This window comes from Companilactobacillus paralimentarius (assembly GCF_963227125.1).
Lineage (GTDB): Bacteria > Bacillota > Bacilli > Lactobacillales > Lactobacillaceae > Companilactobacillus > Companilactobacillus paralimentarius.
In genome coordinates, this window is record NZ_OY724131.1 from 889,270 (window position 1) to 901,963 (window position 12,694).

The following is a 12,694-nucleotide window of genomic DNA, read 5'->3' on the forward strand; positions in this document are numbered from 1 at the left end:
TATTCAGTCATTTGTTTTTTAATCAATATAGCTTTTTAGAGATAGGGGAAGATAGATGATGGAATCAAAAGAATCTAGTCGTGTTCAAAAAAATGAACATAATAGTTTTCTACATAAATTGAGAAATATTAAGTATGACTATTGGTTGATTGCTATTTTAATTTTAGCAGCATTCTTGTATGCCTGGAATATTTGGGAAGCAGGTGAAGCTAATAATTTCTATACAGCAGCAATTGTTAGTATGACAAAGAGTTTCAAGAATTTCTGGTATGCCAGTTTTGATCCGGCCGGTTTTATAACGGTTGATAAACCACCAGTAGCATTATGGTTTATGACTATCAGTGCCAAAATTTTTGGAGTTCATGGATGGAGTGTTGTTTTACCGTCAATTTTATTTGGAATTGGTTCGGTATATCTAATTTACAACATGGTTCAAAAAAAATTTGGTAAAGTTCCAGCTCGTTTAGCTGCATTGATCATGACATTGACACCAATCGTTGTAGCAGATTCAAGAACTAATAATATGGATGCTACATTGGTATTCTTCCTGTTACTATCAGTTTGGTTCGTTCAAAAAGCTGTTTTAAGTAAGCAACAACGCTATGTCTGGATTGGTTTTGCTTTAATTGGTTTTTCTTTCAATATTAAAATGTTACAAGCTTTTATGGTCTTACCTGCACTCTATTTGTATTATTGGATTGCTAGTGATGTTAAATGGAAAAAGAAATTGGTTCATTTATCTATAGCAACGGTTTTCTTGGCAATTTTCACGTTGATTTGGCCTTTGTCAGTCGACATGACTAATTCGAATAATCGTCCTTATGAAGGTGGCTCGGAAACTAACTCTGCTTTGGAGTTGGCTTTTGGTTATAACGGAACTGAGAGATTACTAGGACAGACAACTGGTACTGGTGGAGCTTTTCCAGGGATGTCCAGTTCTAAGAAGAGTAGTAAATCAATGACCCCACCAAGTGGGTCTAAGAGTAAAAGTAGTTCTAAGATGGGAAATCCACCATCTAAATCAGGTAAATCTAATGGTGCACCTAAAATACCATCAGGTAGTAAAGGACAAGGACAACCTGGAGGAAATAGTCAAAAAGGTGGTGGTGCAGGCACTGGTGGCGCCGGTGGTGGTGCTTTCAATATTGGTACCGCTGGACCATTTAGATTATTCCAAAAAGAATTGGGACCACAAATTAGTTGGTTATTATTAATTGCTTTATTTGGATTAATATCTAGTTTTGCCTACTATCGTGGCTCAAAGATGAAGAAATGGTACTCACTCAATGCTCAAAGAAAAGAACTTTGGCTTTGGGTTGGCTGGTTAGTTCCTGTAGCTGGATTCTTCTCAGTTGCTAGTTTCTTCCATCCTTACTATACAATTATGTTAGCTCCAGCCATTGCGGTTTTAGCCGGAATTGGAATTTTTACAATGATTCGACAGTGGCGTGAGAAATCGCTTTGGGCAATGCTTTTGCCATTAGCAATTCTTTCAACAAGTATTCTACAGGCCTGGTATTTAACGGATTATTATCCAACTTTGGCATGGATCTTGTTGATTGCCGGAATCATTATTTCTATCCCACTGTTTGTTCTTCCTTGGATTGCTATTAAGCTAAATAATAAACGTATTTGGCCAGCAATTGCTTTAATTTTAATTATGTTGGCACCTAGTTATTGGTCATTAACACCAACATTGGCTGGTTCTAGTGATGGTATTCCTAGTGCGGGTCCATCGTTATTATCTTCCGCTGGTGGTGGCGGCGGAATGGGTAATTCCCAAACTGATTCAACTTTGCTTAAGTATTTGGAAAAACATCAAGGTAATGCCGAATATCTTTTTGCCACTGATGATTCTAGTACTGCCGCCCCATATATTATTGCAACAGGTAAGGCTGTTATGGCAATGGGTGGTTTCAATGGTACCGATAAGGCTATCACATTGAAACAATTTAAGAAGTTAGTTAAAGAAGGTAAGCTGAAGTATTACTACTCTGGTGGTAAGACTGGCGGCTCTAATAACGAGATTGTCAGTTGGATTAAGAAACATGCTAAGAAGGTTAAATTAAGTAGTTCCAATAATAACCAAGTAGCATCTAGTTCAGTAACAGTCTCTTCGAAGACTGAGAATTCTTCTACTAATGCTCCAACTCCTAACGGTAGTGGTCAAAGTGGCAGTATGGCTAGTGGCAAAGCACCATCCGGTCAAACTCCACCAAGTGGTTCTAAACCAAGTAAAAAGCCATCAGGTACAAAAGGTAACACTGCACCTAACGGCAATAGTGGTGCACCAAGTGGTATGAAGAAGCCAAGTGGTACGAAGAAACCAACTGGTACGAAGAAATTAACTAAGAAACAATTAAAGAAGATGAAGAAATCTGGTAAATCAAGTGGTCCATCAATGGGCGGCGGAATGGGTGGCCCTGGTCAATCAGGTACCCTATATGATTTATCCAGCATTTATAAATAAGCTAGAAAGGAATGATTGACGATGAATCAATTAATATCGATAGTGTTACCAGTTTTTAATGAAGAGGCTGGTATTCAAGTAACCATTGACACGTTACTTAATTATATTGAGCAACAAGAAGAACGATATGAACTGATTTTTGTCGATGATGGTTCAAAAGATAAGTCCGTTCCTATTATCAAGCGTGCTCTGGCCCAAAACAGTAGCATTAAATTAGTAGAGTTTTCACGTAACTTTGGTCATCAGATAGCTATTACAGCTGGATTAAATTATTCTAAGGGAGATGCAGTCGTTGTTATGGATGCAGATCTCCAGGATCCTCCCGAAGTTATTCCTCAAATGATTGAGAAATGGCATGAAGGTTATGAGATCGTCTATGGCAAGAGAATGCAACGTGATGGTGAAACATTTTTCAAAAAATTTACTGCCAAAATGTTTTATCGAACCTTCAGAAAACTAGCTACGATCGATATGCCTTTGGATACAGGTGATTTTCGTTTGATGGATCGTAAGGCTGTTAATCAGTTGATGAAATTACATGAAAAGGATCCATTCGTTAGAGGACAAGTGACTTGGATTGGTTTCAAACAGACTAGTGTAAAGTACCATCGTCAAGAGAGGATTGCTGGTGAAACTAAGTATCCACTCTCTAAGATGATTAAATTGGCATTAGATGGAATCACATCTTTTTCTATGAAACCATTACAATTTGTTAATATTTTTTCCATTGTGCCATTAGTAAGTAGTGTTTTTTATCTAGGTTACTTGATAGCTAGCCGAAATTACAACGCTGCTTCAGTTGGAATAACAATCTTACTATTTAGTCTTGGATTGTTGATGTTAGCCATTGGTATATTGGGAAGTTATCTCGGGAGAGTTTTGGATCAAGTTAATGATCGTCCCAGATATATTGTTAGCAAAACAGAGGGTTTTGAAGAGAGAAACAATGGGATTCATAAATTCAATGCTCGACAAATTAATAATTAATCAAATTAAAATTAATCTTTGAAATTAAAAAGTTTTCATACTGTTTAATTAACATAGAATGTGTTACAGTAATGGTAAATTTGATAAGTTGAAAGTTGTTTGATGGACAACTTTCTTGTCAAATTGAACATGAACTATCCCATTCATAAAAAAGAAGCTGACGAACACCCAGTCGTCAGCCTCTTTTTTTGTATTATTATATTTTAATAAACATCACCATTATAAATTGAATTCTTTACGATGACATAATCTACCTTACGTAGTGATAGAAGATCTTTGCCACCACCGTAAGAAATTGAAGATTGAAGATCTTGTTGCATTTCGGTTAGAGTATCCATGATCTTACCCTTATAAGGAACAAGCATTCTTTTACCTTCAACATTTTTGTATTCGCCTTTTTGGTATTGGGATGCTGATCCAAAATAGGCTTTGTATTTTTGACCGTCTTTTTCGATGACCTTGCCAGGGGATTCTTCGTGTCCAGCGAGTAGGGAACCAATCATTACCATGCTTGCTCCGAAACGAATTGATTTGGCAATATCACCGTCATTTCTAACACCACCATCAGCAATAATAGGTTTGCTAGCAGCTTTAGCACAAAGCCTGATAGCAGCTAATTGCCAACCACCAGTACCGAAGCCAGTTTTTAGTTTAGTGATACAGACTTTACCAGGCCCGATACCAACTTTAGTAGCATCAGCTCCAGCATTTTCAAGTTCACGTACAGCCTCTGGTGTACCAACGTTGCCGGCGATAAGGAAGCTGTTTGGAATATTTTGTTTGATGTATTTAATCATTTTAATGACACGATCACTGTGACCATGTGCTACGTCAATTGTAATGTAATCAGGAGTTAAGTTCTGTAATGTTAGTTGGTCAATGAACTTGAATTCATCTTCTTTGATACCAACACTAATAGAAGTAAAGAGTCCTTTTTGTTGCATGTCTTTTATGAAATTAATTCTGGTTGCTGGTTCAAAACGATGCATGATATAAAAATAATCATTTTCAGCTAGTTTTTCAGCCAATTTTTCATCTAAGATGGTTTGCATATTGGCTGGTACTACTGGAATCTTAAAAGTCTTAGGTCCAAATTGTATACTTGTGTCACATTCTGAACGACTGTCTACGATACATTTGTTCGGTATTAGTTGAATATCTTCATAATCAAAAACTTGCATGTATTATCCACTCCATTAATTACGAACTATTTTTATTTTTATATTCGATTTCGTTCGTATCTATAATTTAACTGGTTCACGTTCAGAAGTCAAATATATTCTTCGGCTAAATTAAATTATGTGATAGAATCTTGGTATACAAAAGAATTTGTATATCTTATTATTGATTAGTTTTTTTAATAATATAACGATAAATATTTGACACTGAAACATGTAATTGGTATTATCATCATATTGTTAATGGAACCTTATATTAATAACGTTTGTTAGAAGTCTACAAAAAATTGGTATATACAATAGGAGTGGTTAAAAAATGCAACATTATACTGCAGAAGATATTACAAAAATGGTAAATGATGAAAACGTTGAATTTATTTGTTTAATGTTTACAGATATCAACGGCATCATTAAGAATGTTGAAGTTCCTGTTTCTCAATTGGATAAAGTATTGGCAAACAAGATTACTTTTGATGGTTCATCAATTGATGGATTTACTCGTATTGAAGAAAGTGATATGCTACTACATCCAGATTTATCAACATGGTTGATTTTCCCTTGGGGAGAAGAACATGGTAAAGTAGCTCGTTTGATCTGTGATATTTACAAATCAGATGGCACACCATTTGAGGGTGATCCTCGTGTTAACCTTAAACGTGTTATCAAGAAAATGGAAAAGATGGGTTACACTAATTTCAATATTGGTTCAGAACCTGAATTCTTCCTATTCAACCGTGACGAGCAAGGTAATCCAACTCTACATTTAAATGATGATGGTAGTTACTTTGACTTTTCACCTGTCGACTTAGGTGTTAATGTTCGTAAGGATATTGTGCTTGTTCTTGAAAAGATGGGCTTTGAAGTTGAAGCTAGTCACCACGAAGTTGCTCCTGGACAGCAAGAAATTGATTTTAAGTATCAAGATGCTTTGTCAGCTGCAGATAGTATTGAAACATTCAAATTAGTGGTTAAGACAATTGCTAGAAAGAACAACCTATATGCAACATTTATGCCAAAACCAGTTCAAGGTATTAATGGTTCAGGTATGCATATCAATATGTCATTATTCAAAGGTGACGACAATATCTTTGATGATCCCAACGATATGTTATCTGATACAGCTAAAGAATTTATGAGTGGTGTCTTAAAACATGCTCGTGCTTTAACCGCTATTAATAATCCAACTGTTAATTCATATAAACGTTTGGTTCCAGGCTTTGAAGCTCCAACATATATTGCTTGGGCAAGTAAGAACCGTTCACCATTGATTCGAGTACCTGCTGCATCAGGTAAATCAAAACGTATTGAAATTAGAAGTGTAGATCCAACAACAAATCCATACTTGGCAATTGCATGTATCCTTGATGCTGGACTAGACGGTATTGATCAAAACTACGAATTGATGCCAGAAGTTAAGGATAATATTTATAATATGTCTGATGACGAACGTCGCGAAGAGGGTATCGTTGATTTACCTTCAACATTACATAACGCTCTTAAGGCTTTGCGTAAAGATGAATACGTTCAACAATCACTTGGTAAGGATTTAACAAATAGTTTGTTTGCTGCTAAAAATGCTGAATGGGCAAGATACCAACAAACAGTTTCCCAATGGGAAAGAGATACTTACATGTCACAATATTAAATTACGAATAAAATCGGAGTTATATTTCACTTCGTTTAGGCTGCAAGTTCACTGTAAGTGAATTTGCAGTTTTTTTTTATTCAATATTAAAATAATATAAAAATATGAACTATACGATTATACTTAAGATAATAATTTAAAGTTGAAAGGAATATTCAAATGGCTTATTCAATTGGACAAGTGGCCGAAAAAAACGGCCTTTCAAGTTATACCCTGCGATACTATGATAAAGAAGGATTAATGTCTTTTGTTCATCGTGATGACAATGGTCGTCGCAAATTTACTGAAAATGATATGGATTTTGTTGAACTTATTTCATGCCTAAAAGAGACTGGAATGTCGTTGAAGGAAATTCGAGAATTTGTCAATATGTCAATGGAGGGTAATGTAACTTTAGAGCAAAGATTGGCAATGTTTAAACGACAACGTGATGAAGTAATGCGTCAAATTGCCCAGTCTGAAAAGTATTTAGAAAAACTTGATCATAAAGTTAAGTATTTTGAAGCTGCCTGTGCAGCTGGTTCTGAAGAAGGATTAGAAGATTTTTGTGATACTTTGGAAGCAGCTTCAAAAGCCAGTCAATCTATGAATAACTAATTTTTTATTTACATAGATTTTTCTGGAAATCAGTTTTTTTTAATGTTAAGATTTAGCGTAATCAAAATTCTGATTACTGCTTTCCCCCCAGAGAGCAGAAAAGGTTCCAGCGTAAGCTGGAACCTTTTTTATTTGGCTGTACGATAAATAGAGTTGATAGGCATTTTGCCATCAACTCTATTTTTGTATACCATTTATTAATAAAACTATTTTAGAACATCAAAAAGACACCATCCATACCTTTAGATGTTCTACCCTCTACAGCTTCACAATGAAAGGAATTCGAATGATGTCCCTAAGTAATAAGTCTATACGAAACGCTCTTGAAATGAAAGATGAGAATATTATCTTTACTGAAGACTCAAAATTTATGTTAGTTAATGGCATCAAGTCCTTAGTCTATTTTGCAATGCTAACTAAACAGATTGACCGTTGTCTTAACTGTGGCCTTGCAGGCCACTTAGTTAAGAATGGATTTAATAAAAATATGATAGTCGCTCCATCATTATCATTACGTCCAACGTATATAAGTCTGAAACGTCAAAAGTATAAATGTAAATCTTGTAACTCTATCTTTGTAGCCAAAACTAGTTATGTTTGGGAATATTGTCAAATCGCACAACCTGTTAGACAAATGATCTTATCAGAAACTGCTTTTAATACATCATTGAAGGATATCGGCAGACGTTTTAACGTCTCCGATAAGACCGTTCAACGTATCATCGATGAAGAAGCCAAGATGCACAAGAAATCACTTCCTGAACATCTTCCTAAGCACTTGGCATTTGATGAATTTATGTCTACTGACAAGATGAGCTTTATTTGGTTAGATAGCGATAATCATCGTACGGGTGATATCTTGCCCAGAAGAACTTCATATCAAATCAGTAAATACTTCAGTCGATTTCCTTTGAAAGTCAGAAGACAGGTAAAAACTATTTCTTTGGATTTAAATGCCGGATACATTAATTTAGTACCAAAGTTGTTTCCAAAGGCCAAAGTCGTTGTTGATAGATTTCATATCGTTCAGATGATGAATCGTTCTCTCAATTCAACTAGAATACAGGTAATGAAACGAATGCCTAAAAGAAGTAAAGAATACTTGTTCATGAAGAGAGATTGGAAAAAATTCTTGGAATCATTCGATTCCATCGAAAAGATAAACCCTAAGTATCAGTACAGTGTTGGTTATTATGAAACGGATCTAAATTTAATCACAAAGTGTTTAGATTTGGACGAAGGTTTCGCCAAGTCCTACGAAGTATATCAAGATATTTTAAAGGCTATTAGAACAGGCGATACTGATACAATGAATCAGATACTACTCAATTATCATCCACTCAATACCGCTATGGATCAAACAATGACATCATTAAGAAAATATCGTAAACAAGTATTAAATGCACTGAAGCTTAAATATTCCAACGGATTTTTAGAGGGAATCATTGGAAGAATAAAAAAGATAAAAAGTAGTGCCTATGGATATCGTAGTTGGAACAACTTTACTGAACGTATAAATATTCAAATGTTTTGGCTTCGAGCAAGCTCATCAGCCAAATAAAAAAACAGCTAGACCATTTATGGTCTAACTGTTAACTTGAACCGCCATCAACTTGATTTGACGAACAGCCTTTTATTTGCCATTAATCTCTAGTAATACCTAGAACAGCAGTAGTTTTAATAGAATTATTGTTGTCTTTACCAATCGTTAACCAATCAGCGGCACTGATTAAACCTTCGAGTTTGTTTTCTTCGTGATCCTCAGTAACCTTGCCATCTTCAAAACTACCTTTGAAAATGCAGTCTAAGTAGTAGTGATCGGCGTTACTTGCCATTAGTGATGATTGATATTTCCAAGCCACCAAGTAAGTATCTTCATTTATGAGAATGTTTTTACCATTTATTAAATTAATATTCAAAGCCATGAGAGCGCCTCCTTAAATTCGATTATATCAGAGATGAAAAGAGATATTTCGAAAATATTATATTTATAAAAGGTAGATTGCAACAATTAATCGAATTTTTCGGACAAGTCACCAAAGAAGACTTGGAGTGGCGTTTTCCACCCTAAACATTTCCGGGGACGCCAGTTTAAGTACTTTGAGATCATAGTCAGCTCTTCGTCCGTAACGCTCTCAATTGGCTGGTTCTTTGGAATGTGTAGCCGAATCTCGCGGTTCAACCGTTCGTTGGTTCCGCGTTCATGTGGCGCATACGGGTGGGCAAAATAATGGGCAATTCCGCAGGCTTCAATTTCCTTGAAGCCTGCGAATTCCTTACCGTGATCACTGGTGATTGACTTGACCAAGCCGCGCAACTCCTCGTTAAGCTCTAGGATTGCCTTAGTCATAGCTTTACTATCACGTCCCGGTAAACGACGAATAATCATTAGTCGGGACTTACGATCAGTAAAGGTAGCTAGGACCTCGCCCCTGGTTTTTCCTGATAGGATGGTATCGACTTCAAAATGACCAATCTCTTGACGCAGGTTAGCCTCGTCCGGGCGTTGGTTGATAAACTTCGCCCCACGTGTGTACTGACCACGACCGTCGTGGCTCTTTCGGTACCGCACACCGTGGTCTGGAAGGACCTCGCGTTTGATGTCCAACCAGCCCTTGTCCAGCCAGTTATAGAGGGTTTTGAATGGCATTTGGAGAATATGCGCGATGACTTCAAAACTCCACCGCTGTTCGAGAATGATCCCACGGACGAATTCTCTTAAATTCTCTGTTAGAAGAGTTTTCCGCCCCCGGTGAGTTAGCTTCTTTTCGCAGTCTTCCTGAGCTTGATCAGCGTCATAGTATCCCTTAGGACAGCGCTTTAGTTCATAGTTGATGGTTGAAGGAACTACACCAACTTCTTCAGCAATTTGTTTTTGTGAGTAACCAACCTTAAGCAGCGTTTGGATGACAGTTCTATCCGATAATGTTAAAATGTGACTCATGGGTAATGGACTCCTATTGTTTATAGTTTTGTCACTTAAAACAATACCGGGTCCATTGCCCTTTTTCTATCCAAATTTTTCGTCTGGGTAGAATTCTATTTAATCTTACAATCTACCAAAATAAAAAAATGTTCAAATTTATACTAAAAGAATTGGCATGGAGCCCAATATCGTAGATAATTACATATGATGGTAAAAAGATATGCAAAAAAGATATTAAAAGTATTAACTTAGTATTAAGTGAGGGAAAATTTTGAAAAAGAGATTCCAAATAATCCTGCTATTCTTGATGGTCTTGATTTTAGCGGGATGCAGTGATCAGAAAACCAAGGTTTTAGTACCTAATGGTGATAGTAACTTTAGTAAAAGATCCCATTATGGTAACTACATTTCTAATGAAAAAGAATTACAACACTTCATTGAAAATAAGATGATGACTAAAAAGGGTATCTATACGAATTATAAGAAACAATCTTATAAAAAAAATGTTGCTCGTGGTCATGAGTTACTTTCAGAATCATCAGGTATGTGGTTGGAATATCTGATCTATACACATCAATATAAAAAGTTTAGAGAATTTTACCGAGAAACTAAAAAAACTTTTGATCAAGGGTCTCAGTTTAGCTATCGTTACACACCTGCAACTAATAAAAAATTTGATGTTAATGCCACTCTAGATGATTTGAGAATTATTAGGGCGTTACAAATGTATGCCGATCAAACAGGAAACAAGAATTATAAAAAAGAGGCGGCACGAAGATTTGGGTCATTACAAAAGAATACAATGAGCAACGGAAAAATTGCTAGTTTCTACGATGTTAAAACTAAGAAGGCTAGTGACGATGGTTCATTAGCTTATTATGATTTCTCGACTTTAAAATACTTTGAATCAACTTCTAAACAGAACAAGAAGATGTACAAAAAGCAGTTAGCGGTCGTTCAAAATGGTTATTTAGGTGACGCATTTCCACTCTATGCTTCTAGTTACAATTGGAGTAACAAAACCTATAGTAATAACGACTTAAATACTTCAGAGGCTTTGGAGACATTACTTCACTTGTCAGAAATAGGTAAGCTAAAACAAGTCTCTTTAAATTGGTTAAAGAATCAAGTGGATCGTAATACGCTATACAATGGTTATTCTGTTAATGGTAATGTGGTCAGTCGCTCTCATTCGGCGGGTAGTTACGCTTTGGCAGCTATGATTTTTGCTAAGCAAGGTAATAAAAGAATGTATCAAAAGGCTATGAAATTAACTTGGAAGTATCAGATGAAGAATGAAAAGTCTGCTATCTACGGTGGTATTGGAATTGAGCATCAAAATGAGGCTTATTCGTATAATAATTTAACAACGTTATTGGCAGCAAAATATTGAGGGTGAGTGTTTGAAAAAATTTATATATAACTGTTTAAATAAATTTTCAAAATTTGTCTCTCCAGCACTATTAGCAACGGTTTTGGCAGCCATTATTAGTGGCATTTTATTATTTGTACCACCAATTCATGGATTGGCTGATAATGGAGATTTTTATCGTTCTATTTTGAGTAATGGTATTTATCGATTACCTACTAGTTACAGTCAGTACAGTGATTTTGTGATAACCAAATTTGGTATTATGCAGTACTTTAATGAAAATAACGTATCAGTATTATCATCACAAACCATATTTATTCAAATAGCTTTGTTATTGAATAAACTATTTTATAGTAGGACTATCTTTGATATTAGATTTATGGGTTTAGTTTATTATTTATTCTATTTAGGTGGAATTTATCTTTTAACTAACGCTTTCGTTCGCCCATATCGTAAAGTTAAGAGCTATGTAATGGGACTTTTAATCGTGTTCATTTTTGCCGACTCAGCATACACCTTATATTTCAATTCTTTCTTCGCTGAACCGGGAATGTTTATTTTAATGCTTTACTTGTGTGCATCGATTATTTCCTTAGCAAGAAATATTTATTCAAGAAGATGGCCAATGACCTTTCTATTCTTCATTTCGACAATTCTACTGATTACTAATAAGCAACAGAATGCACCATTGGCTTTGAGTTTTGGTGTGGTAGCGATAGGTATCATGTTTTTACCACATTTTAGGGCCAGAAGAATGGCCACGGCATTGGGAATTGTTTTGGTATTGATGTCTGGCGTGGGAATTTATAAGTCCATCGGATCAGAAATTGTTGGAGCCAATACTTTTCAAACATTTTCGCATGGAACATTATTGGAGACTAGCGATCCAACTAAAAAAATTGAACGTGGTGGAGTCGATGGTCAGTTTGCTCTCATGAGAAATGAAAACTATTATTCTAAAAACTATGCAACGTTAGATCCAGGTAGTAAATATGTAAAAAAACATCTGATGGATAAAACGGGTTTTGCTTGGATTGTCCGTTACTACGCTGGTAATTTGAAACAATTTAATAATTTATTGGACGTAGCTGCTAAGGATGTAACCGCAGTACAGCCACGAGCGGTAGGTAATTTTGTTAGAAATTCAGGCCATAAACCAGGAGAACAAGTAAAATATTTTACTGTATATAGTTCTTTAATGGGAGCTTTCTTTCCAGGGAAATATGCTTTTGACTGTTTACTTGCGATCGGCTTTATTGCTGTCTATAGTGTTGGCTTTTATTTAGATATTAAAGCTAAACGTTACATGGGTATCTTACGATTTTTCTTGATTTTCGGATTAATGACTGTAGTTGTTTTTGTACCGATTGTTTCTATTGTCGGTGATGGCGATGCTGATTTGGCTAAGCATTTGTTTTTAGTACCGGTCAGCTTGAATATGTCTTTACTAATGTTTATTTCCGATTTGATAAATCATACGTTGTGGAATACTGAGGGGGATGAAGTCAGTGAATAAAGG

Annotated in this window: 10 protein-coding genes; 7 read left to right on the plus strand and 3 right to left on the minus strand. The window is 35.6% G+C overall.

Translation table 11 applies throughout. From position 1 onward, the window contains the following. Window positions 1–58: 58 nt before the first annotated feature. Window positions 59–2,470: a glycosyltransferase family 39 protein gene (locus tag ACI6PB_RS04130; protein WP_025085857.1), complete on the plus strand. Its 2,412-nt coding sequence runs from the start codon at window positions 59–61 to the stop codon at window positions 2,468–2,470. Between the two features lie 21 nt (window positions 2,471–2,491). Continuing rightward, the gene (locus ACI6PB_RS04135; RefSeq protein ID WP_309511127.1) at window positions 2,492–3,457 is read left to right on the plus strand and encodes a glycosyltransferase family 2 protein; all 966 of its coding nucleotides are present in this window, start codon (window positions 2,492–2,494) and stop codon (window positions 3,455–3,457) included. Between the two features lie 203 nt (window positions 3,458–3,660). On the opposite strand, the gene guaC is transcribed toward ACI6PB_RS04135, so the two are convergent. Further along, a complete protein-coding gene (guaC, locus tag ACI6PB_RS04140) occupies window positions 3,661–4,638 on the minus strand; it encodes a GMP reductase (RefSeq protein WP_025085856.1) in 978 nt (325 codons plus the stop codon). Between the two features lie 313 nt (window positions 4,639–4,951). Between guaC and glnA the strand changes: the two genes are divergently transcribed. From glnA to ACI6PB_RS04155, 3 genes are all read left to right on the plus strand, one after another. After that, entirely contained in the window at window positions 4,952–6,280 is a 1,329-nt protein-coding gene (gene glnA / locus ACI6PB_RS04145) for a type I glutamate--ammonia ligase (RefSeq protein WP_309511126.1), read from the plus strand. Between the two features lie 159 nt (window positions 6,281–6,439). Next, window positions 6,440–6,877 carry a MerR family transcriptional regulator gene (locus ACI6PB_RS04150; RefSeq protein WP_025085854.1) on the plus strand — a complete coding sequence of 146 codons (438 nt, stop codon included), beginning with the start codon at window positions 6,440–6,442 and terminating at the stop codon, window positions 6,875–6,877. Window positions 6,878–7,205: 328 nt separating this feature from the next. Then, the gene (locus ACI6PB_RS04155; protein ID WP_227005137.1) at window positions 7,206–8,438 is read left to right on the plus strand and encodes an ISL3 family transposase; all 1,233 of its coding nucleotides are present in this window, start codon (window positions 7,206–7,208) and stop codon (window positions 8,436–8,438) included. Between the two features lie 82 nt (window positions 8,439–8,520). On the opposite strand, the gene ACI6PB_RS04160 is transcribed toward ACI6PB_RS04155, so the two are convergent. Further along, complete coding sequence (locus ACI6PB_RS04160) at window positions 8,521–8,802, minus strand: hypothetical protein (RefSeq protein WP_309511124.1); 282 nt, start codon at window positions 8,800–8,802, stop codon at window positions 8,521–8,523. Window positions 8,803–8,888: 86 nt separating this feature from the next. After that, the gene (locus ACI6PB_RS04165; protein ID WP_034544610.1) at window positions 8,889–9,821 is read right to left on the minus strand and encodes an IS30 family transposase; all 933 of its coding nucleotides are present in this window, start codon (window positions 9,819–9,821) and stop codon (window positions 8,889–8,891) included. Window positions 9,822–10,074: 253 nt separating this feature from the next. Between ACI6PB_RS04165 and ACI6PB_RS04170 the strand changes: the two genes are divergently transcribed. Together ACI6PB_RS04170 and ACI6PB_RS04175 are read left to right on the plus strand one after the other, a co-directional pair. Further along, on the plus strand, window positions 10,075–11,196 hold the full coding sequence (locus tag ACI6PB_RS04170) for a hypothetical protein (protein ID WP_404327796.1): 1,122 nt from the start codon (window positions 10,075–10,077) through the stop codon (window positions 11,194–11,196). A 10-nt stretch (window positions 11,197–11,206) separates the two neighbouring features. Then, window positions 11,207–12,691, plus strand: coding sequence for a hypothetical protein (locus tag ACI6PB_RS04175; protein WP_025084459.1), 1,485 nt, complete (start codon window positions 11,207–11,209; stop codon window positions 12,689–12,691). Window positions 12,692–12,694: the final 3 nt, after the last annotated feature.

Bases quoted from the DNA above. Each gene is read 5' to 3' on its own strand.
- ACI6PB_RS04130 (WP_025085857.1), top strand. From the start codon at position 59: ATGGAATCAAAAGAATCTAGTCGTGTTCAAAAAAATGAACATAATAGT.
- ACI6PB_RS04155 (WP_227005137.1), top strand. From the start codon at position 7,206: ATGAAAGATGAGAATATTATCTTTACTGAAGACTCAAAATTTATGTTA.
- glnA (WP_309511126.1), top strand. From the start codon at position 4,952: ATGCAACATTATACTGCAGAAGATATTACAAAAATGGTAAATGATGAA.
- ACI6PB_RS04165 (WP_034544610.1), bottom strand. From the start codon at position 9,821: ATGAGTCACATTTTAACATTATCGGATAGAACTGTCATCCAAACGCTG.
- ACI6PB_RS04150 (WP_025085854.1), top strand. From the start codon at position 6,440: ATGGCTTATTCAATTGGACAAGTGGCCGAAAAAAACGGCCTTTCAAGT.
- ACI6PB_RS04160 (WP_309511124.1), bottom strand. From the start codon at position 8,802: ATGGCTTTGAATATTAATTTAATAAATGGTAAAAACATTCTCATAAAT.
- ACI6PB_RS04135 (WP_309511127.1), top strand. From the start codon at position 2,492: ATGAATCAATTAATATCGATAGTGTTACCAGTTTTTAATGAAGAGGCT.
- guaC (WP_025085856.1), bottom strand. From the start codon at position 4,638: ATGCAAGTTTTTGATTATGAAGATATTCAACTAATACCGAACAAATGT.